Annotated in this window: 22 protein-coding genes; 14 read left to right on the top strand and 8 right to left on the bottom strand. The window is 54.4% G+C overall.

Annotated elements, in window-relative coordinates:
- Window positions 1-68: 68 nt before the first annotated feature.
- Window positions 69-1,343, bottom strand: a complete 1,275-nt coding sequence (eno, locus tag HEQ18_RS03220; protein ID WP_432815486.1) for a phosphopyruvate hydratase — start codon at window positions 1,341-1,343, stop codon at window positions 69-71.
- 198 nt (window positions 1,344-1,541) lie between these two features.
- On the opposite strand from eno, the gene HEQ18_RS03215 reads away from it, so the two are divergent.
- From HEQ18_RS03215 to HEQ18_RS03195, 5 genes are read left to right on the top strand one after another with little or no spacing between them, the layout of a single operon-like run.
- Complete coding sequence (locus tag HEQ18_RS03215; protein WP_432815485.1) at window positions 1,542-2,039, top strand: hypothetical protein; 498 nt, start codon at window positions 1,542-1,544, stop codon at window positions 2,037-2,039.
- 51 nt (window positions 2,040-2,090) lie between these two features.
- Window positions 2,091-2,492: a phage holin family protein gene (locus HEQ18_RS03210; protein WP_397606478.1), complete on the top strand. Its 402-nt coding sequence runs from the start codon at window positions 2,091-2,093 to the stop codon at window positions 2,490-2,492.
- Complete coding sequence (locus HEQ18_RS03205) at window positions 2,473-2,808, top strand: hypothetical protein (protein WP_397606479.1); 336 nt, start codon at window positions 2,473-2,475, stop codon at window positions 2,806-2,808. Before HEQ18_RS03210 ends, HEQ18_RS03205 begins: the two co-directional genes overlap by 20 nt.
- Window positions 2,809-2,822: 14 nt before the next feature.
- A complete protein-coding gene (locus HEQ18_RS03200; protein ID WP_397606480.1) occupies window positions 2,823-3,308 on the top strand; it encodes a hypothetical protein in 486 nt (161 codons plus the stop codon).
- A 10-nt stretch (window positions 3,309-3,318) separates the two neighbouring features.
- Complete coding sequence (locus HEQ18_RS03195) at window positions 3,319-3,537, top strand: DUF4170 domain-containing protein (RefSeq protein WP_296199307.1); 219 nt, start codon at window positions 3,319-3,321, stop codon at window positions 3,535-3,537.
- Between the two features lie 198 nt (window positions 3,538-3,735).
- On the opposite strand, the gene HEQ18_RS03190 is transcribed toward HEQ18_RS03195, so the two are convergent.
- The 3 genes from HEQ18_RS03190 to carB form a co-directional block, all read right to left on the bottom strand.
- Window positions 3,736-4,398: a rhomboid family intramembrane serine protease gene (locus HEQ18_RS03190; protein ID WP_432815484.1), complete on the bottom strand. Its 663-nt coding sequence runs from the start codon at window positions 4,396-4,398 to the stop codon at window positions 3,736-3,738.
- Between the two features lie 36 nt (window positions 4,399-4,434).
- A complete protein-coding gene (gene greA, locus HEQ18_RS03185; protein ID WP_397606484.1) occupies window positions 4,435-4,911 on the bottom strand; it encodes a transcription elongation factor GreA in 477 nt (158 codons plus the stop codon).
- A 98-nt stretch (window positions 4,912-5,009) separates the two neighbouring features.
- On the bottom strand, window positions 5,010-8,330 hold the full coding sequence (carB, locus tag HEQ18_RS03180) for a carbamoyl-phosphate synthase large subunit (RefSeq protein ID WP_432815483.1): 3,321 nt from the start codon (window positions 8,328-8,330) through the stop codon (window positions 5,010-5,012).
- Between the two features lie 88 nt (window positions 8,331-8,418).
- Here carB and HEQ18_RS03175 point away from each other — a divergent pair, with 88 nt between their 5' ends.
- Window positions 8,419-8,778 carry an endonuclease domain-containing protein gene (locus tag HEQ18_RS03175; RefSeq protein WP_432815482.1) on the top strand — a complete coding sequence of 120 codons (360 nt, stop codon included), beginning with the start codon at window positions 8,419-8,421 and terminating at the stop codon, window positions 8,776-8,778.
- Between the two features lie 170 nt (window positions 8,779-8,948).
- Here HEQ18_RS03175 and HEQ18_RS03170 read toward each other — a convergent pair whose 3' ends face one another.
- Window positions 8,949-9,320 carry a hypothetical protein gene (locus HEQ18_RS03170; RefSeq protein ID WP_432815481.1) on the bottom strand — a complete coding sequence of 124 codons (372 nt, stop codon included), beginning with the start codon at window positions 9,318-9,320 and terminating at the stop codon, window positions 8,949-8,951.
- Complete coding sequence (carA, locus tag HEQ18_RS03165; protein ID WP_432815480.1) at window positions 9,317-10,618, bottom strand: glutamine-hydrolyzing carbamoyl-phosphate synthase small subunit; 1,302 nt, start codon at window positions 10,616-10,618, stop codon at window positions 9,317-9,319. The genes HEQ18_RS03170 and carA overlap by 4 nt, the downstream gene beginning before the upstream one ends.
- 290 nt (window positions 10,619-10,908) lie before the next feature.
- Here carA and HEQ18_RS03160 point away from each other — a divergent pair, with 290 nt between their 5' ends.
- The 6 genes from HEQ18_RS03160 to HEQ18_RS03135 all read left to right on the top strand — a co-directional run bounded on the left by HEQ18_RS03160 (window position 10,909) and on the right by HEQ18_RS03135 (window position 18,108).
- Window positions 10,909-11,361: a GatB/YqeY domain-containing protein gene (locus tag HEQ18_RS03160; RefSeq protein WP_432815479.1), complete on the top strand. Its 453-nt coding sequence runs from the start codon at window positions 10,909-10,911 to the stop codon at window positions 11,359-11,361.
- 51 nt (window positions 11,362-11,412) lie between these two features.
- Window positions 11,413-11,811 (top strand): endonuclease domain-containing protein, encoded by a 399-nt coding sequence (locus HEQ18_RS03155; protein WP_397604778.1) that lies wholly within the window; start codon window positions 11,413-11,415, stop codon window positions 11,809-11,811.
- An 88-nt stretch (window positions 11,812-11,899) separates the two neighbouring features.
- Window positions 11,900-13,765, top strand: coding sequence for a DNA primase (gene dnaG / locus HEQ18_RS03150; RefSeq protein ID WP_432815478.1), 1,866 nt, complete (start codon window positions 11,900-11,902; stop codon window positions 13,763-13,765).
- A gap of 18 nt (window positions 13,766-13,783) precedes the next feature.
- Window positions 13,784-15,823 carry an RNA polymerase sigma factor RpoD gene (gene rpoD, locus HEQ18_RS03145; RefSeq protein WP_432815477.1) on the top strand — a complete coding sequence of 680 codons (2,040 nt, stop codon included), beginning with the start codon at window positions 13,784-13,786 and terminating at the stop codon, window positions 15,821-15,823.
- Window positions 15,824-15,996: 173 nt separating this feature from the next.
- Window positions 15,997-16,842, top strand: a complete 846-nt coding sequence (locus tag HEQ18_RS03140; RefSeq protein WP_296199288.1) for an AAA family ATPase — start codon at window positions 15,997-15,999, stop codon at window positions 16,840-16,842.
- Between the two features lie 81 nt (window positions 16,843-16,923).
- A complete protein-coding gene (locus tag HEQ18_RS03135; protein ID WP_432815476.1) occupies window positions 16,924-18,108 on the top strand; it encodes a vWA domain-containing protein in 1,185 nt (394 codons plus the stop codon).
- Here the strand turns inward: HEQ18_RS03135 and HEQ18_RS03130 are convergent.
- Entirely contained in the window at window positions 18,105-19,304 is a 1,200-nt protein-coding gene (locus tag HEQ18_RS03130; protein WP_432815475.1) for an exo-beta-N-acetylmuramidase NamZ family protein, read from the bottom strand. The two genes, HEQ18_RS03135 and HEQ18_RS03130, sit on opposite strands and share 4 nt — an antisense overlap.
- Window positions 19,301-19,861 (bottom strand): DOMON-like domain-containing protein, encoded by a 561-nt coding sequence (locus tag HEQ18_RS03125; protein ID WP_432815474.1) that lies wholly within the window; start codon window positions 19,859-19,861, stop codon window positions 19,301-19,303. Before HEQ18_RS03125 ends, HEQ18_RS03130 begins: the two co-directional genes overlap by 4 nt.
- A gap of 32 nt (window positions 19,862-19,893) precedes the next feature.
- Between HEQ18_RS03125 and tyrS the strand changes: the two genes are divergently transcribed.
- Entirely contained in the window at window positions 19,894-21,120 is a 1,227-nt protein-coding gene (gene tyrS / locus HEQ18_RS03120) for a tyrosine--tRNA ligase (RefSeq protein ID WP_432815473.1), read from the top strand.
- A gap of 93 nt (window positions 21,121-21,213) precedes the next feature.
- A complete protein-coding gene (locus tag HEQ18_RS03115; RefSeq protein ID WP_432815472.1) occupies window positions 21,214-21,528 on the top strand; it encodes a PilZ domain-containing protein in 315 nt (104 codons plus the stop codon).
- The last annotated feature ends 13 nt before the right edge of the window (window positions 21,529-21,541 follow it).

The following is a 21,541-nucleotide window of genomic DNA, read 5'->3' as shown; positions in this document are numbered from 1 at the left end:
GTTTTTTATTGCCTCGGGCCATGTTCAGACTGAATCATATTTTATACGAGTTGGCAAGGATATCACGGTCAGCGGAAAATACTCCGACCGGCATATATGGCAGATGCACCCAGCTCCTCTTCGATGCGGATGAGTTGGTTATACTTTGCCAACCGGTCCGAACGCGCGAGGCTTCCGGTTTTGATCTGACCGCAATTGGTTGCCACGGCCAGGTCGGCAATTGTTGCGTCCTCGGTCTCGCCCGAACGGTGCGACATAACGGCCGTGTAGGACGCACGGTGAGCCATAGAAACGGCGGCCAGCGTCTCTGTCAAAGTACCGATCTGGTTGACCTTAACCAGCAAGGAGTTTGCAAGTCCCTTGCCAATACCCATCGACAGGCGTTCCGGGTTCGTAACAAACAAATCGTCACCCACCAACTGCACCCCTGAACCAATTTTGTCGGTGATAGCCTTCCAGCCTTCAAAATCGTCTTCGCTCATGCCATCCTCAATCGACAATATGGGATAGTCCTTGCACAAGGCAGCGAGATAGTCGGCCATTTCATTTGGCGTCAGCGAGAGCCCCTCACCCGATATTTCATATTTGCCGTTGCGGAAAAATTCGGTCGCGGCGCAGTCCAGAGCCAAGACGACATCTTCGCCTGCTTTAAATCCTGCCTTCTCCACCGACGCCATGATGAAATCCAACGCATCACGGGTCGACGCCAAATTGGGGGCAAAGCCGCCTTCGTCACCAACCGACGTTGCCAGGCCCTTTTCATGCAGGCCCTTCTTCAGTGTATGGAATATTTCTGAGCCCCAGCGGACAGCTTCCGCAATTGAACCAGCGCCGACGGGCATGACCATGAATTCCTGAAAATCAATCGGGTTGTCGGCATGTTCCCCACCATTGATGATGTTCATCATCGGCACTGGCAAAACATGGGCATTTACGCCGCCAACATAGCGATAGAGCGGCAGGCCACGTGCATCCGCCGCCGCTTTCGCTACCGCAAGGCTGACGCCCAGAATGGCATTCGCGCCCAGTTTCGTTTTATTGTCGGTGCCATCAAGATCAATCATGACCGCATCGATATTTTCCTGCTCCTCGGCGTCCAGTTCGGCCAAGGCTTCAAAAATGGGACCGTTAACCGCATCAATCGCCTGAAGCACGCCCTTGCCCATATATTTGGACATATCGCCATCACGCTTTTCAACGGCTTCATACGCTCCTGTCGAAGCACCCGACGGGACTGCCGCACGGCCGAAACTACCGTCCTCCAACACAACATCAACTTCAACCGTAGGGTTTCCCCGGCTGTCGAGGATCTGGCGTGCATGAATGTCGAGGATAGCGGTCATAAAATGGTCCGTTTGTGCGAAGGTGGAGATATGCCAGCGCGTTTATCCATGTGATCAGGTTTTGGCAACGATGCTCCGACATATCGATTTTAAAACTAAATTTGCGGTGCTATAGTTGACTAAGGCACCCGCAATACAAATATCGGTGCGAAGCAAGACAATTTCTTTCGCCTCAGTTGTTCAAAAGGAGTCACTCTTATGGCCGAGACAGTAAAGCCCGCCCCCGCCAAGAAAGCAGCCACTAAGCCAGCAGCAGCCAAGCCTACCTCGGCCAAAACCGCTGCGCCAAAGGCCGTAGCAAAGGCGCAACCAGCCCAAGGCAAGACCGAAAATGTCAAATCAAAGGTCAAATCGGACATGAATGATTTTAAGGCCCAAGCCACCGACACCGTCCGCGCGGCAGCAACCAAAGGAAAAGATCGTGCCACTGAAGCGGTTGGCAGCATCAGCAAGCTTATCCGTGATAGCGCTGGCACCATCGACGATAATGTTGGAAAGCAATATGGCGACTATGCCCGCAGCGCAGCCGACATGGTTGAAGGCTTCGCTGGTAAGATGGACGCCAAGGATGTGGATGCGTTGGCAGAAGATGCGCGACAATTTGTCCGCAAAAGCCCTGCCGTCGCCCTGGGCGCTGCGGCTGCAATAGGCTTTGTTTTGGCGCGTCTCGTGCGTTCGGGCGGTAAAGACGCCTGAGTCGCAACACAGGCGTCATTGCAAAATGCCGCCAATGGGCGATAAGCGGGTATGATGAAGATCGAAGAACCTCAGATCGAAGCGTTGGAAGACCTAGCACCGCCAACAGAGCCAAGCGCGAGCGAACAGATTGCATTGGTGATGGAGGATCTGCGTGCGATGGTGAAGGCAGAAATGCGCTATCATCGGTCGCGGCTAGATTACACACGCCACGTATTTCGCTGGTCATTCCGCTATGGCGCAATCGCGGCCTTCGCATTTGGCGGCGCGTCCATTGCGCTGGTGCTGGGGCTAGTCCTTACACTTTCGCCATTAATTGGCCCATTGGCGGCAACCATATTGGTCACCATAAGCTTTGTAATCATCGGTATAGTTTTCGCCGCATTGGCCCGAAGATGGATGCGGAAAGTTTACTTCCCGGAAATACAGAAAAATGTCGACGATCTTACCTGAAGAACCCGTTGTCACTGACCGTGAAAGCGTGATTTTATCCAACGCTGAACGGCGGTATTTGCGGCGTAAGTTGAAAGATAGCTTGGCCGTCACGCGTGATGTCCTTAATCCACGTAATCAACTTCGGCGGTTGGTGGAACGTCAAACCACCCAAGCCAAACAGATCGCAGACGAGACAGTTCAAATTGCGAAGAACAATGCCCCCATAGTTGGTGTGATAGGGGTAAGTGCCTTGTTAATTGCGATGCGCGGTCCGATTTCACGTTGGATTTCGAGGCTGCGACACAGTAAAACCAAAACGCCCACCAGCAAATGACATAGGAACGATATATGAGCAAGATTGGCGACAGCATCAAATCCGCAGCGGATAGCGCGAAAGCAAAAACCGCACGTTCAAGCGCTGCGGCGCGTCAGAAGGCCTCAGTGGCCTTTGAAAAAGGCAAAGATGCTGCGGCAACTGGCGTAGAGCAGTCAAAGGTGATCGCTCGTCAGGCAAAAGCAAAAACAATTGAGAGTGTCGATAAAAGTCCGCTGGCAATTATATTGGGCGGAATTGCCATTGGTGCGATAGTCGGCGCGCTTTTGCCGCGGACCGAACGCGAGACCAAAGTGTTGGGCAAGGCGGGCAAAAAATTGAACAAAAAAGCCCGCAAAATAGCCGAAGCTGCAAAAGTTGCGGGCATGAGCCAAGTGGACACGCTTGGGCTAAATGGCGAAGCGATGCGTGCGCAATTCAGAGAGCTTGTCAGCAAGGCAGCTCTCGCAGTAAAGGCCGCAGGTCAGGCCGCTACAGAGGCGGCCAAGGAAAAAAGTTAAGGATAGTTGTTTGAGCGATACGAAATTACATCTCGTTTTCGGCGGCCGCGTTGACAACCCGCAAACGTTAAACTTTACCAACCTCGAAGATTTGGACATTATCGGTATGTTTCCCGATTATGCCAGTGCGGAGGAGGCATGGCGCGGAGCGGCCCAGCGCACGGTTGATGATGCCGAAATGAAATATGTTGTGGTGCATTTGCACAAGCTTTTGCAGCCCGAAAGCTAGGGTCAGGGCCACTTAAATCCACCTTCGCGGTTTGAGGCCATACTGTTCAGTGCAAGGCGGCAAAGCGCAGGCTTAGTGGTTCTAAGTCGCGCTTTGCCAACGCGGCAATGGACAAAATGGGACAAATCCGAAGGACGTCTTGACGCCGCGAAGGTGGATTTAAGTGGTCCTGACCCAAATAACGGCACGCCGCGCCGATTAGGCGTGCCGATACCGCCACAATAACAATGGCCGCGCCAGCAATAATCCGGCGATAAACCCGCCAATGTGCGACCATATTGCGATAGCGATTCCCAAGCTAGGCCCCACAAAGCCAAGCGCAAGATTTAACCCCGCCCAGGCGATGGTTAAATGCAATGGCCGCGCATATTCGGCGGGGATCGGACCCCAAGCCTTCGGTTTTTTGTTCGGAAACAGCAGCACATAAGCGCCAATAACCCCCGAAATCGCGCCGCTTGCGCCAATGGCTGGCGCCATCATATCCACAGACATCGGCCAAGCCATGAATGACGCAAACCACTCCATAGCTGCGGCCAAATACGCCGATCCGATGTAAAGCGCGAGATAGAGCCCACCGCCCAATACGCGCTCCACCATCTTACCGATAAGCAAAAGCATCAGCATGTTCATCACGACATGCGCGACACCGCCGTGCAGAAACGCCGCCGATAGTGGCGTCAAAAACGCTGGCACCAAAAAACCGACATCGGAAAATGCCGCACTACCGCTGCTTAGGCGGGTCGGGAATAGCCCACCCGATATCACTGCATATTGCCACCAAGACGGAACCAGCAATATTGCTGCGATCACCAGATTGATGACCACCAATGCGTTGGTAACAGGGCCACGCGGAAACTGCATATCAGGCCGTTAGGCGCTGCCCTGCGAAGCGCATAATCAAATAAACTCGATTTTCGATACAATATAATATTTGTCACCAGATGGGACTGTCAATTCGACCTCGTCTTCGACAACGCGTCCGATGAGGGCGCGGCCCAATGGCGAATTATACGAAATGCGGCCCGCTTTTGCGTCTGCTTCGGTCTCGCCAACAAGTTGATAGCGCACGGGCTTATCATTTTCATCTAACAAGTTAACGGTCGCACCAAAGACGATTTTGTCGCCCGACAGGGTTGAAGGGTCGATAATCTGCGCACGACCAATCTTGTCCTCGATGTCCGAAATCGCGGCTTCAACCTGGCCCTGACGTTCCTTGGCAGCATGATATTCGGCATTTTCCGATAGATCACCATGCGCACGCGCTTGCTCGATTGCTTCCACAATCAACGGGCGTTCTTCACGAAGGCGCTTCAGGTCGGTCGTCAGCTTTTCATAGCCTTCGGCCAACATCGGATATTTCTCAAAACTCGCCATCAGGCAAAAACCCTTCGTCACAAAAATATCCCGACCGGACGCATGCTAACAACGCATCCGATATGCAGTTCAATTGTCGGGGAAAGATACTGCGCGTGTTAATAATAGTCTTGAAGTGGCCGAACTTCAAGTTGCCGTTGTTGCAGTGCGGCAATCGCCTGCGCAACCGCCACACTTCCCGCAGCCGTAGTATATTGCGAAACCTTGCCCACCAGCGCAGAACGGCGGATTTCTTCACTGTCTTTCAGGCTTTGCCAACCTTCGGTCGTGTTGAAAATAAGCTGGATTTCGCCATCCTTAATCTTGTCGACGATGTGCGGGCGGCCTTGCGCAACCTTGTTCACGCGCTCGACCTCTATGCCCTGCGCCAACAAATAGTCCGCAGTGCCGCCGGTCGCGCAGACGGTGAAACCGCATGCGATAACCTGACGGACGGCAGGCACGATCACTGGCTTGTCGGTATCTTTCACCGACACGAACAATTTCCCGTTCATCGGCGGTGGCATGCGCGCGCCAATTTGTGATTTGGCAAAGGCCGTCGCAAAATCAAGGTCGATGCCCATGACTTCGCCCGTTGATTTCATTTCGGGCGACAGCACGGGATCAACGCCGGGGAAGCGGTCAAAGGGGAACACCGCCTCTTTCACCGCGATATAATCAATATCGAGATTGATGGGCGGCAGATCTTTCAACTTCTCACCCGCCATGACGCGCGCGGCGATTTTTGCGATGGGCGCGCCAATGGCCTTGGCGACAAACGGGACGGTGCGCGATGCACGTGGATTGACCTCAATGAGGTACACTTCGCCCTCTTTCACCGCAAATTGGATGTTCATCAGGCCGCGCACATGCAGGTTGACCGCAAGCAATTCGGTCTGCCGGCGGATTTCCGCAATGATGTCGGCAGGCAGGCTATATGGCGGGATAGTGCACGCAGAGTCGCCGCTATGCACGCCTGCCTCTTCGATATGTTGCAGGATACCAGCGACAACAACTTCGTCGCCATCGCACAAGGCATCGACATCAACCTCAATCGCGTCGCGCAAATAGCTGTCGATCAAAACCGGCGAGTCGCCGGAGACAATCACCGCTGTCTGGATATAGTTTTCTAACTGCGCTTGCGTATCAACAATTTCCATCGCGCGCCCGCCAAGCACATAAGATGGCCGCATCAGCACGGGGTAGCCAATATTCTCGGCGACTTTGATTGCCTCTTCCCGGCTGCGCGCAATGCCGTTTTCGGGCTGCTTAAGCTTTAGCTTGCTGATCAGCGCGGCAAAGCGTTCGCGGTCCTCGGCCAAGTCAATGGCGTCAGGCGATGTGCCCAAGATAGGAATACCCGCCGCCTCAAGCGCCTTTGCCAAATTCAACGGCGTCTGCCCGCCGAACTGAACAATGACGCCCTTCAGCGTGCCATTCTGTTGCTCGACATGCAGGATTTCCAGCACGTCCTCGGCGGTCAGCGGTTCGAAATACAGCCGATCCGATGTGTCATAATCTGTCGACACCGTTTCCGGATTACAGTTGACCATGATCGTTTCATAACCTGCATCCGCCAGTGCAAAGCACGCATGGACGCAGCAATAATCAAATTCGATCCCCTGCCCAATACGGTTCGGCCCGCCGCCCAAGATGACAATCTTTTCACGGTTCGTAGGCGCGCTCTCACACTCCGGCGTGCCAAAGCTTGGTGCCTCGTAAGTGGAATACATATACGGCGTTTTTGCCTCAAATTCCGCAGCACAGGTGTCGATACGCTTGAACACCGGACGCACGCCCAATTTGTGGCGCAGCGCGCGCACTTCGTCTTCGGTCACTGCCCCCGCCATCGCGCGGGCGGCCTGCATCGCAATGCCCGAACCGCGGCGAATGGCCGTTTCCATGCCAGGCCGCATATTGACCGACTCCACCGCAAGATAGGCAAGCCTTTTGTCAGAGAAGCCCATGGCCTTCAAACGGCGAAGCGCCTCTTGGCTATTGGGCAGACCGCTGGTCTTGACGTCATTTTCGGCGGCGATGATTTCTTGCAGCCGTTCGAGGAACCATGGGTCGAACTTCGCGATGGCATGGATTTCTGCGACGCTCATGCCCTCACGCAGGGCTTGCGCCGCGACCAGCAAGCGGTCGGGTGTCGCACGACTGAGTTCCGCCGATAATTCATCCTTAGATGCCCCGCGCAGGGCATCGATATAATTGAACCCCGAAAGCCCAGTCTCCAACCCACGCAGCGCCTTTTGCATGCTTTCGTGAATGTTACGGCCAATCGCCATCACTTCACCCACGGACTTCATCGCCGTGGACAGAAGCGGCTCCGCCCCCTTGAACTTTTCAAAGGCGAAACGCGGGATTTTGGTGACGACATAGTCAATCGTCGGTTCAAACGACGCTGGCGTTGCGCCCGTAATGTCGTTGGTAATCTCGTCGAGCGTGTAGCCTACCGCCAGCTTCGCCGCGACCTTGGCAATGGGGAAGCCTGTGGCCTTTGACGCCAGCGCCGAAGAACGCGACACACGCGGGTTCATTTCGATGACGATCAAGCGACCATCCTTGGGATTTACTGCGAACTGTACGTTCGAACCACCTGTTTCTACACCAATTTCCCGCAAACACGCGATGCTGGCGTTGCGCATGATCTGATATTCTTTATCGGTCAGCGTCAGTGCAGGCGCAACGGTGATGGAATCCCCGGTATGCACGCCCATCGGGTCGATATTTTCGATGGAGCAAATGATGATGGCATTGTCGGCGCGGTCGCGCACGACTTCCATCTCATATTCTTTCCAACCGAGCAGCGATTCCTCAATCAACACTTCGGTCGTCGGTGAAGCATCCAGCCCACCCGTGACGATATGGATAAATTCATCACGATTATAGGCAATCCCGCCGCCGGTACCGCCCATGGTGAAGCTGGGCCGGATAATCGATGGCAGGCCCGTGCGTTCCAGCACCTCCAACGCCTCTTCCATCGAATGCGCGATGCCCGAACGCGCCGATTCCAGCCCGATCTTGGTCATCGCGTTGCGGAATTTGATCCGGTCCTCGGCCTTATCAATCGCCTCGGCATCCGCGCCGATCATTTCAACGCCATATTTTGCCAGCGTGCCATCGTTGAACAACGCCAAAGCGACGTTTAGTGCCGTCTGCCCACCCATCGTCGGCAACACCGCGTCGGGGCGCTCTTTTTCGATGATTTTGGCGACGATTTCGGGCGTAATTGGCTCGACATAGGTCGCGTCGGCCATATCCGGATCAGTCATGATCGTCGCCGGGTTCGAATTGACGAGGATGATACGATAGCCCTCTTCGCGCAGCGCCTTGCACGCCTGAGTCCCCGAATAATCAAACTCGCATGCCTGCCCGATGATGATGGGGCCAGCGCCGATGATGAGGATGGATTTTATATCTGTTCTTTTAGGCATGGCTTGAGGCTTTTCCAAATGCCCTCGCCCCCTTTAGGGGGAGAGGGAAAGGCGACGCGAAGCGTTGCCAGGGAGAGGGGGAAGTCAATTGACCAAGCGCAACATCCAAACGCGGAATAACGCCAAAACGCTGCGAACCGAAATGACCCCGCCCGAGGCAAAGCTCTGGTCGATCCTGCGCGGCAGCAGGCTGGAGGGCATCAAATTCGTCCGGCAAATGGTTTTTGGGCCGCATTACATCGCCGACTTCGCTGCGCGGAGCCACAGGCTTGTCATCGAACTCGATGGCGACAGCCATGCGGGGAACGAAGCCCAAGACGCCGCGCGCACCGTTTATATGGAAAGCAAGGGCTACAAGGTCGTCCGCTTTGCCAATCGCGATGTTTTTGAAAATCCCGAAGGCGTCGCGCGCATGATCTTGGCGGCGATTGGAAGGGATTGGCCTTAATCCCTCACCCCCTTTAGGGGGAGAGGGACAGACCGACCAACGGGAGGTCAGGGAGAGGGGGCAGTCACCGAAGCGCACTCCCCCCTCTCCCTGCTTCGCTACGCGAAGCTTTCCCTCTCCCCCTAAAGGGGGTGAGGGAGGGATGGATGTTATGTCAGCGCGTTTGGGCATTAGCTAAAAAACCAAGCTAAAAATACGGAAAGGGGTAGGCCAATAATTGCGGTTATCGTTCCCCACTTCGCCCAGTCTATATTCAAAAAAAACCGTTTCGACTCCGCTGAAGCACGTCGAAGCTCAGCAGCACGTATCCGGCCGTTTTGGTTTATTTTGAAATGCCGCCCATACGGAGGTTCGGGATCGGTAAAAGTTTTCCCATATCCTAGCTGGGCAAGTCGAACTCGAACATCATTTATCGTGTTTAAAGGAAACTCTGAGTTGGACGTCCGAAAGTAATTTGACAGATCGAACCAGCCAATTGGCGCTTCATCTGCAGCCAAGAGAGCCCCATTAACAAGATCGATAAAGTCCGAATCTGCCGTCATTTGTCGTCCATCATCCCCGCGAATTTCTCGAACAGATAATGGCTGTCCTGCGGGCCGGGTGAGGCTTCTGGGTGATATTGCACGCTGAATACTGGCTGGTCCGCGAGTTCGAAGCCGCAATTGCTGCCGTCGAATAGGCTGATATGTGTTGCCTTGGCGTTGGCGGGCAAGGTCGCGGCGTCCACCGCAAAGCCATGGTTCATGCTGGTGATTTCCACCGCACCGTCGCTGAGGCGCTTGACCGGATGGTTTGCGCCGCGATGGCCTTGATGCATCTTTTCAGTCTTCGCACCAACGGCAAGGCCAAGCATCTGATGCCCGAGGCAAATGCCGAACACGGGTTTCTTGGTTTCCAACCATTGCTTGATCACCGGCACGGCATATGCGCCCGTTGCGGCTGGGTCGCCGGGGCCGTTCGACAGGAACAGGCCATCGGGCGCATGGGCCATGATTTCTTCGAAGGTTGCGGTGGCGCTAACGACGGTCACGTCGCAACCGACATCGACCAAATTGCGCAGGATATTGTGCTTTATGCCATAGTCGATAGCGACGACGCGTGGTTTTTTGTTCCCCTCCCGCAGGCGAGTGGAGGGACCAGTCCCCCGGACTGGTCCGAGAGGCTCCACTGGGTTAGGGGTGGGCGGCGACATATCGGCAAACGCAGCGCCAGACCGAGAGACCCCACCACCGGCCCCTCCCCTGAAGGAGAGGGGTGAGGCGTAACCATCACCCAACGTCCACAACCCCTGATCCCATCCGTAGGTCTGCAACGTCGTCACATCCTTGGCGAGGTCCATGCCCTCAAGCCCTGCCCAAGCCTTTGCCCGCGCCAGCATGGCAGGCACATCAAAATCGCCCTTCGCCGAATGCGCGATCACGGCGTTCGGCGCACCGGCCACGCGGATCAGGCGGGTCAGCGCGCGGGTGTCCACGCCGGAGATGCCGATGCGGCCATTGGACTTCATCCATGCGTCAAAATGCTGCGTACTGCGGAAATTGGATGGGTCCGTCACATCTTGCCGCACAATCGCGCCCAAGGCATGTGGGTTCAATGCCTCGACATCTTCGGGGTTCGTGCCAACATTGCCGATATGCGGAAAGGTGAAGTTGATGATTTGCCCGGCGTAAGACGGGTCGGTCATCACTTCTTGATAACCGGTCATTGCGGTGTTGAAGCACACTTCACCAACCGCCTGCCCCTCGGCGCCAAAGCCCCTGCCCCAGATGACTTCCCCGGACGCCAGAACCAATACCCCCGTCGCTCCAGAAGGCGCGCACGAAGATTTGGGGTCGGCCATGATGGGGTCGCTCCTGTTAAACAAAATACAGCAATGTCGCTAAGGCACCGCGCCTAGAGATGGTGGCCCAAAGCGTCAATGCGGAAATCAAGAAAGCTGTGGAATGTTTTACACAATGCGCCCTCAACCGTCACCCTGAACTTGGTTCAGGGTCCATTTATCCTTTCAAGCCCTGCTCATGATGCGTGATTGACCCTGGAACGACAGTCACCGAAGGTGAAACAAGTTCAGGGTGACGGAATTTGGATGTTCGTCTAACGCATTGCATCATCAAAAATTCGGAACCAAATATGATTCGTGACACCATCAAAGCCGCCCAAATCACCGCAATGAAGGCAGGCGAAAAAGACCGTCTGGCCGCCGTCCGCCTGATCCTCGCCAAAATCAAAGACCGCGACATCGAGCTGCGCACCGCATCGCAGCAACCCGATGATGACGCGATGGTGGTTGAGGTCATGCAGAAAATGATCAAGCAACGCCGCGAATCGATTGCTTTATATGAGCAAGGCGGCCGCGCGGAACTTGCTGCTGTTGAGGCGGCGGAATTGACGATCATCGAAGATTTTCTGCCTACGCAGCTAAGCGACGCGGAAACCAGCGCGGCGATCGAGGGCATCAAAGTCGAGCTTGGCGCAGAAACCTTAAAAGATATGGGCCGCGTCATGGCCGTCCTGAAAGAGCGGCATGGCCCACAACTCGACATGAGCAAGGCCAGCGCTTTGGTAAAAGCCGCGTTGGGTTGATATTCTCCCCTCCCGCAGGCGGGAGGGGTTGGGGGTGGGCATCCGACAGCAATGGAAAGAGCATTCAACTCCAGAAACACAAAACGCGCTCGTGACCTGAGAAAACAGGGCGCACCCGCCGAAATAAAGTTATGGCAACGCTTGTCAAAGCGCCAACTGGATGGATTTAAGTTTAGCCGCCAAATACCGATTGGGCCGTATTTCGCAGACTTTGTTTGTCGGTCAGCAAGGCTCGTTGTCGAAATTGATGGCCCTTCCCATGACGTGCAGGTTGAGTATGATTGCGACCGTACCGAGTGGATTGAAGCGCAAGGGTATCGGCTGATCCGATTTACGAATGGGGATGTGATGCAGAATTTGGAAGGGGTGATTGTAATGATCGGTCAGGTTTTGGCCGAAATGTCGCTGCCCACCCCTAACCCCTCCCGCCTGCGGGAGGGGAACAGGTGAAAATCAATTCCACAGAAGTTATATTGTCCTCCTACTCCCCTCCCGCAGGCGGGAGGGGTCGAGGGTGGGCTTCAAGGATGAAGGCCCAATGACGCTTACCCCGCAATGGCTGGATGAATTACGCGCGCGGATTACGCTTTCTGCGTTGATTGGCCGCACCGTCAAGATCACCAAGGCTGGCCGCGAGTTTAAGGCATGCTGCCCATTCCATAACGAAAAATCACCCAGCTTCACAATCAACGATGAAAAGGGTTTCTATCATTGCTTTGGCTGCTCCGCCCATGGCGATGCCATTCGCTGGATGACCGACCAGCGCGGCCTGTCTTTCATGGATGCCATCAAGGAACTGGCGGCGGAGGCCGGGATGGAGGTCCCTGCCGCTGATCCGAAGGCAGCTCAACGGGCCGAGAAGGCAAACAGCCTGTATGACGTCATGACGGCAGCGCAGGCGTGGTTTGTCACGCAGTTGCTTGGCGTTGAGGGGTCCGCTGCGCGGGGATATCTCAAGCAACGCGGGTTTACGGAGCAAACCATCCGCGACTTTGGTTTTGGCCTCGCGCCCGATAACCGCACTGGCTTAAAAACCGCGCTCAAACAATTTGGCGACCCGATGTTGATTGAGGCAGGGTTGCTTATCTCGGTCGATGGCAAGGCACCCTATGACCGGTTTCGCGGGCGGCTGATGATACCGATCCGTGATCCGCGGGGCCGCGTAATTGCCTTTGGAGGCCGGATTTTAGGCGAAGGTGAGCCGAAATATCTGAATTCACCGGACACGCCTTTATTCGACAAGGGCCGTACGCTTTACAATCTGGACAAATGCGCGCCCGCCTCGCGCCAGACGGGCCGCGTGATTGTGGTTGAGGGCTATATGGACGTTATCGCCCTTGCGCAGGCTGGCTTTGCCGATGCTGTGGCACCTTTGGGCACCGCGCTGACCGAACAGCAGATACAGATGCTGTGGCGGATGACAGAAAAGCCTTCATTGTGTTTTGACGGTGATGCTGCCGGGCAAAAAGCCGCCATGCGCGCGGCTTTACGCGCACTGCCATTGTTGAAACCCGGCCATAGTCTTCAGTTTGTGACCTTGCCCGAAGGACAAGATCCAGACGACCTGGTTAAGACATCGGGTGCCAATGCACTCAATGTGCTGCTAGAAGCCTCTCAGCCGCTCGTAGAGAGGCTATGGCAGGCTGAGGTGTCAGCAGCCCCCCTCAGCACGCCAGAGGACCGTGCGGGGCTTAAACAGCGTTTGGGCGCGCATATGGCAAATATCGCGGACGGAGAAATTCGCCGCCATTATGCCGATGCCTTTCGCGAGCGGTTCGACAATCTATTCGCGCCGCGACGCAGCTCTGCATTTACGCCATCGGCACTTTTTGTGCGCGGACAAAAGCGCGATTGGCGCAAGCCACCAATTTTGCCGCCGGGTGCTGAAACCAAAAGCTTCAATGCCAAGGGTTCGGACTTTCTTATCCAGGGTATATTGGCCGCGCTGCTGCGTCATCCCGCGCTTATTGCACAACATCATGAGGCTCTAAGTGACTTCGTTCCGCCCGACCCGAATCATGCGGCTTTGCTCAACGTGATGCTGACGGAATCTTTTAGCAAAGAAACGCTTGATACCGAGGGGATAATTACCATATTGGGCGAGAAGTTGTATAATGTCGCGTCGGCACTGCTCCACAGCAATGGTAAGGTTTTTGCCTTTAACCGTGGAGAGTTCGGAGCGAGAGGCGACGGATTTTCTAACGCTTCAAAAAATTTGGGTGAAGCAATCAGGCTGATGAAGCAGCGCCCTGCGCTGGAAGAAGCTCTGGAACGCGCCACGCGGTTGGCGAGTTTGGAGATGACTGAAGAGACTTTTGCCGAACAGCAAAGGTTGCGACACGAAAAAAAGGCATTTGACGATCGTATCATCGAATTTTTTCGGCGTGATACGGATGGTTTGTAAGTTTATCGGGGAATTATTTTGGCAAGTCGCGCAAATGAAAATGAAGAAGACATCGGCGAAAACGGTGATGCACCGCTGATCGACCTGAATGATGCGACCGTAAAAAAACTGCTCGCTAAGGCCAAGCGCCGGGGTTTCCTGACTTATGATGAACTAAATGCGGCATTGCCGCAGGATCAGATGTCGTCCGAACAGATTGAAGACGTCATGTCGGCGATTAACGACATGGGCGTGCAGATTGTTGAGAATGACGAAGCCGGCGACGATAATGAGGAGGATGCAGAGGAAGAAGTCGAAACCATCGACAATATTTCCGAAAATGATCCCCGTTCGCTGACGAACACTATCAAGAAAACGGGCACTGGCGAACGCACCGATGATCCCGTCCGCATGTATTTGCGTGAAATGGGCGCGGTGGAGTTGCTGTCCCGCGAAGGCGAAATCGCTATTGCCAAGCGAATCGAGTCTGGTCGCGACACCATGATTTTGGGCCTGTGCGAAAGCCCTATCACTTTCCACGCGATCATCGACTGGTCCAATGCGCTCAATGACGGCGAAATGCAGTTGCGGGAAATTCTAGATCTGGATGCAATGCTTTCGAAAGAGCCTGCCCCTGAATCGCTGACCGAGGATGGCGAAGAAGAAGGCGATGGCGAAATCAGCGAGAAGACCGCTGGTACTTCCTATAAAGAGGAAGACGAAGTCGAAGACGAGCCCGAAGCGGTGAGCGAAGATGATGAAGATATGACGGAGCGGCGCTCGCGTCCTGTCGAGGAAGAGGAAGAAGATAACACCCTCAGCCTCGCGCAAATGGAAGAGGCATTAAAGCCCGCTGCGCTTGAGCGTTTCGCCAAGATCACGTCGCTGTTCAAAAAATTCTCAAACATTCAGCTCGAGCGCATGCGCGCCCTGAACGCGGGGGAAGATTTTTCCACAGCTTCGGAAAACAAATATCACAAATTGCGTGAAGAACTGACCGCAGAAGTTGAAAGTGTTCAGTTCCATGCGAACAAGATCGAATATCTGGTCGATCAATTATATTCATTCAACCGTCGCCTGACGGCGTTGGGTGGTCAGATACTGCGCTTGGCGGAACGGCATAAGGTTCCGCGCAAGGCCTTCCTCGACAGCTATATGGGTCATGAGCTCGATGAGAATTGGCTCTCCGAAGTGTCAAACATCGACAAGAAATGGACGGCTTTCGCAACGAACGAAGCCGAAAGCGTCGAACGCATCCGCAGCGAAATCGCGGACATTGCCGCCAGTACCGGCATGTCACTTGGTGAATTCCGCCGTATTGTGAACATGGTGCAAAAGGGTGAGCGCGAAGCACGCATCGCCAAGAAGGAAATGGTTGAGGCGAATTTACGCCTCGTGATCTCCATTGCCAAGAAATACACCAACCGTGGTTTGCAGTTCCTCGACCTTATTCAGGAAGGCAACATCGGCCTGATGAAGGCTGTCGACAAGTTTGAATATCGCCGTGGTTACAAGTTCAGCACCTATGCAACATGGTGGATCCGTCAGGCTATCACCCGGTCGATTGCCGATCAGGCGCGGACCATCCGTATTCCTGTGCACATGATCGAAACGATCAACAAATTGGTACGCACGAGCCGCCAGTTCCTGCACGAACAAGGGCGCGAACCTACACCCGAAGAAATGGCCGAACGCCTTTCGATGCCGCTTGAAAAAGTGCGCAAGGTGATGAAAATCGCGAAGGAACCGATCAGCCTTGAAACCCCGATTGGCGACGAAGAAGACAGCCATTTGGGCGACTTCATCGAAGACAAAAACGCAGTTATACCAGTGGATGCCGCGATTCAGGCCAATCTGAAGGAAACAGTGACCCGCGTTTTGGCATCGCTTACCCCGCGTGAAGAACGCGTATTGCGTATGCGGTTCGGCATTGGCATGAACACCGACCACACACTTGAAGAAGTCGGGCAGCAATTCAGCGTGACGCGTGAGCGTATCCGCCAGATTGAAGCCAAGGCGCTGCGCAAGCTCAAGCATCCAAGCCGCAGCCGCAAAATGCGCAGCTTCCTCGATCAATAAAATCTCAAAAGCCGGGCCCTTTCTTGCTCTCAGGATTGGGCCCGTTTTTGTGTGCGCCGGTGCAATCCATGCTCTGGCGTTAAGTCGCTTGCTTGGTCTCGCACTATCCTGTTGCATATCCCGATTAGCCCACTTAACGAATTAATCGTTCGATTAACAAAAAGGGTTCGTCCATGCGCTTTGAAGGCACCGATAACTACGTCGCCACTGATGACCTGAAGGTCGCCGTTAACGCCGCCACCAAGTTGCGTCGGCCTTTGCTGGTCAAGGGTGAGCCAGGCACCGGCAAGACCGTGCTTGCGCAGGAAATTGCGACCGCGCTTGGTGCACCGCTCATCGAATGGAATATCAAGTCCACGACCAAGGCGCATCAGGGCCTGTATGAATATGATGCCGTTGCCCGCCTGCGCGACAGCCAATTGGGCGATGCGCGCGTGCATGACATCAAAAATTACATCAAAAAAGGCAAGTTGTGGGAGGCTTTCACCGCCCCCCAATTGCCCGTGTTGTTGATCGACGAAATCGACAAGGCCGACATCGAATTCCCCAACGATTTGTTGCAAGAACTCGATCGTATGGAATTTTTCGTTTACGAAACGCAAGAGACCATCAAAGCGGTCGAGCGCCCCATCGTCATCATCACATCCAACAATGAGAAAGAGCTGCCCGACGCGTTTCTGCGCCGTTGTTTCTTCCATTACATCAAATTCCCGGATCGTACGACGATGCAGGCGATTATCGATGTCCACTTTCCCGGTATTCAAAAAATGCTGGTTTCAAAGGCAATGGACATTTTTTACGAAGTTCGTGACGTGCCAGGCCTGAAGAAAAAGCCAAGCACAAGCGAATTGCTCGACTGGCTAAAGCTGTTATTGCATGAGGATATGCCATTGGATGTGCTTCAGTCGCGTGACCCGACCAAGGCGATCCCGCCTTTGCACGGTGCGCTGCTCAAAAATGAGCAGGACATCATGTTGTTCGAACGGCTTGCGTTCATGGCCCGCCGCCCGAATAGCTAAAATTCGTCCGCGCGTTGTATTGATGCCATCGCCGCCAAGCAGCTAAATGCATAATCGGTCACTTTATACAGGAGCCAGCCGATGTTTTTCTCATTCATGGAAGAGTTGCGGTCTGCGGGTATCTCGGCATCGCTGAAGGAGCATTTGGCGTTACTTGCCGCGCTGGACGCCGACGTGATTGGCCAAAGTCCGGAAGAATTTTACTATCTGGCGCGCACCACTTTGGTCAAAGACGAAGCATTGCTTGATCGCTTCGACCAGGTTTTTGGCAAAGTCTTCAAAGGTATCTTCACCGAATATGGCCAAAACCCCGTTGATGTTCCCGCCGACTGGTTGAAAGCCATCGCGGAAAAATATCTGTCGCCCGAAGAAATGGCGAATATCGAAAAAATGGGTAGCTGGGACGAATTGATGGAGACGTTGAAAAAGCGTCTGGAAGAACAGGAAAAGCGTCATCAGGGTGGCAGCAAATGGGTCGGCACTGGCGGCACATCACCTTATGGCAATTCAGGTTATCACCCCGAAGGCGTGCGGATTGGAGGCGAATCCAAGCATAAGCGTGCGGTCAAAGTATGGGACAAGCGCGAGTTTCAGAATCTCGACCACACCAAAGAATTGGGTACGCGCAATATCAAAATCGCAATGCGCCGCCTCCGCCGTTTCGCGCGCGATGGTGCGGTGGAAGAGCTGGATATTGAAGGCACGATTAACGGCACCGCGCGCCAAGGCTGGCTGGACATCAAAATGCGCCCTGAACGGCGCAACGCCATTAAGGTGCTGTTGATGTTGGACGTTGGCGGATCGATGGATCCGTTCATCAAACTATGTGAAGAGTTATTCAGTGCGGCCACTAGCGAGTTCAAAAATTTAGAATTTTTCTATTTTCACAACTGCCCATATGAAGGCGTTTGGAAAGACAATAAGCGCCGGTTTAGCGAGCGTACGCAGATGTGGGATGTACTCCACAAATTCCCGCACGATTATAAGGTTGTGATGGTCGGCGATGCCTCCATGAGCCCTTATGAAATCACCCATCCCGGCGGTTCGGTTGAACATTTCAACGAAGAATCGGGCGCGGTGTGGATGCACCGTATCACCAGCACCTATCCTGCAACGGTTTGGTTGAACCCCGTGCCGGAAAAGCAATGGGGCTATTCGCAGTCCACCAAGATCATCAAGGAACTGGTCAACGACCGCATGTACCCGCTGACGCTAGAAGGTCTGGATGACGCTATGCGCGAGCTAAGCCGCAAGCACGGACATTAATAGAGCAAGTGCTTCCGCCGTTCTTCGATCCAAGCTTGCTCATCTACAGAGGTTAAGGCGTCAAATGCCTCTGGTGTACTGTCGGCAGAATCAACCCATTCGCGCAAGGCCTGCCCGCCGTTGATGACGTCGATTGCGAGCTTGCCGACTTCATACTCATACGGAAAATCGCGCCACAGGTCATAATCCGGGTACAGCCGCCGGATGGCCTTGAACGCCAAAGTCTGCAACCGCCATGGCTGGAACGCTTGATGGTCATAGCTTGGGCCTTCGGCATGAATATGCACGCCATGGCAAAGCTGATGCACATGTTTGTGGAATGTTGGTTCAAACCAGATTTCGCGCAAGCTACAGCCCTTCAACCATGACGGCGCGAAACTGTGCATTTCAGCGATGACGGCACGCGCATCAATATCAGGTGCGCCGAATATCTCGAGCGGACGCGTCGTGCCCCTGCCCTCGGACAAATTCGTGCCTTCAAGCAAAACGGTGCCCGCATAAGCCCGCGCCATGTTGATATTTGCCGCATTGGGGCTTGGGTTGATCCAAAGCCGGTCTGTCGGCCAGCCAAAGCCTGGCGCAGCGTCGGGGGCATAGCCCTCCATATCGATGACGCGATAATCGACGTTGATTTTATAATGATCTATGAACCATTGTCCCATCTCGGCCAGCGTCAGGCCATGGCGCATGGGCATCGGCCCTGCCCCTACAAAGCTTTCCCATCCAGAACGCAGCGTGAGCCCTTCTACAGGGCGTCCAGCGGGGTTTGGGCGGTCCAGCACCCAAACCGACTTTCCATGCGCAGCAGCGGCCTCCAGAATGTATAGCAACGTCGTGATAAACGTGTAAATGCGGCAACCCAGATCCTGCAAATCGATGAGAATAACATCGAAAGTGTCCATAGAGGCGGCGGTCGGGCGGCGCACTTCGCCATACAGGCTGAACACTGGGATATTGTGCGCGGGGTCCATGAAATCCGCCGATTCCATCATATTGTCCTGCTTGTCACCGCGCAGGCCGTGTTGGGGTCCAAAGGCGGCGGTGACGTTGACGTCGCCTACAGCCGCGAGTGCATCAAGCGAATGGGTGAGGTCCGCCGTAACGGAAGCGGGGTGCGCCAATAAAGCAACGCGCTTGCCCTTCAAAGGAGCGCGGAGTTCAGCTTCTGCCAAAAGGCGATCAATTCCAAATTTCATGCTGCGCTTCGTGCCTCCAGTTGCACGGCAAAGCAATCCTTATGATGAAAATCTGGTTTGCCCGCAGGGTGCGCCACGGCCCAATAGGAGATGTCACCACTCTTCGTGGCAATAACCGTGTTGATGCCTACCCGAAGACTACGCTCCCGCCAAGCATCGGGTAACGCAATCGTCGCAGTCAGCGTGAGAGCGTCGGCAGCTTGCGCGACTCCGATGTTTGGAGCTTTTGTTTCCAACTCAACCATATCCGAACGATAGCCCGAAAACTGATATGCTGCCCATTGGCGCGACGGTGAAAAATTATACTCTAAATAGTTTTCATCTTCAAAATTGCCTATAAACAATTCAAAGCACGTCTTTTTCCAAAGCCCATCAATGCGGTGCGGTGTTGATCGGGCCGGAATTTCTAGTGCGCCTGTTTCGCCAAACACGCGATAGGTCAACGTAACGTCTCCGCTCGTCCCACGCGTAATCGTGACACTGATACCCTCAACACCGCTGGCCAGCGATTGCGCGTGACAAGTCAACAGCACCTCAGTTATTGAAATATTGGCCAATGTCGAAACTCCATGCTAGGCGCGGGCGCACTATGACTGCTTATAAATCCGACCTCCTCCGCCTGCTCGATGCACGTGGCTATATTCACCAAACAACCGACGCTCCGGCGCTGGACGCACTGGCATCCAAAGAGATTGTGCCGGGCTATATAGGCTTCGACGCGACCGCGCCATCGCTTCATGTCGGCAGCCTTGTGCAAATCATGCTGCTGCGCCGTTTGCAGCAAAGCGGACACAAGCCAATTGTCCTTATGGGCGGCGGGACAAGCAAAATTGGAGACCCAAGCTTCAAGGATGAAGCCCGTAAGATGCTGACCACTGACCTGATTGGTCAGAACATTGCGTCCATAAAACGCATTTTCGAGCGGTTCCTGACTTTTGGCGATGGCCCAAGTGATGCGGTGATGCTCGACAACTCCGAATGGCTCGACGCGTTGGAATATATCCCCTTCTTACGCGATGTTGGCCAACATTTTTCGATCAACCGGATGTTGAGCTTTGACTCAGTGAAGCTCCGACTTGATCGGGAGCAGTCCTTGTCGTTCCTTGAATTCAATTACATGATTCTTCAGGCCTACGACTTCATGGAATTATCGCGTCGAACAGGCTGCCGCCTGCAAATGGGCGGATCGGACCAGTGGGGTAACATCGTCAACGGCATCGAATTAACGCGCCGGATGGAATCGGTCGAAGTTTTTGGCGTGACCACCCCGCTCATCACAACCGCGGACGGCGGCAAGATGGGCAAGACCGTCTCGGGCGCGGTGTGGCTCCATGAAGATCAATTGCCGAGCTATGATTATTGGCAATTTTGGCGGAATACCGACGACCGCGATGTTGGCCGGTTTCTGCGCCTGTTCACAGACTTGCCGTTAGACGAGATACAACGGCTTGAGGCCCTCGGTGGTTCGGAAATCAACGCGGCCAAGATCGCCTTGGCCAATGCCGCGACCGAACTGTGCCGTGGCGCGGACGCAGCGACCCTTGCATCGGAAACCGCGCGCAAGACGTTTGAAGAAGGCTCAAGCGGCGGCGATCTGCCTAGCTTTGACGCTTTGGGCGACATTTCCCTGATTGATGCATTGGTTGGCTTGGGCTTTGTCGCTTCAAAGAAAGAAGCACGCCGGATGATCCAAGGCGGCGGTGCACGCGTTGATGGCGATGCCGTGACAGACGAAGACGCAGTCATTTCAGCTCAAGCAGCCCATGTGAAAATCTCAGCGGGAAAGAAAAAACACGGTTTAATCAACTTCATATAACCTGCCGTCACTTCCCAAAGGGCGGGTTTACCATTTATTCGTAACTCTGGCCCATATTGCTGTTTCAATTAAACAGCGCATGGGGTGCTGAGCATGGCGCAAGCCTTACAAAATTCAGATATGAATTTGCGTCGCGCGGAGCGGCACCGTTCCAACTATAAGGTGATTGCCGAAAGCCGACGGCATGGCGATCAGTATATCCATATAGTGAACATTTCTGCGCAAGGGTTTATGATCGACAACAACCCCGGTTACGAACGCGGCGAAAGGGTTGAATTACGATTGCCGATTATTGGCCGGATTGAAGCGCTGGTTATCTGGACAGTGGCCCAACGCGCGGGGCTGCAATTTGAACGCGTGCTGCGTTTCCCTGATTTTCAAGTACTGCTGAACGAAATTAGGCCGTGACTCATATAAATCA

The organism is Sphingorhabdus sp. (genome assembly GCF_050921905.1).
In the GTDB taxonomy this organism is placed as follows: domain Bacteria; phylum Pseudomonadota; class Alphaproteobacteria; order Sphingomonadales; family Sphingomonadaceae; genus Sphingorhabdus_B.
This window is presented reverse-complemented; position numbering and strand designations above follow the sequence as displayed.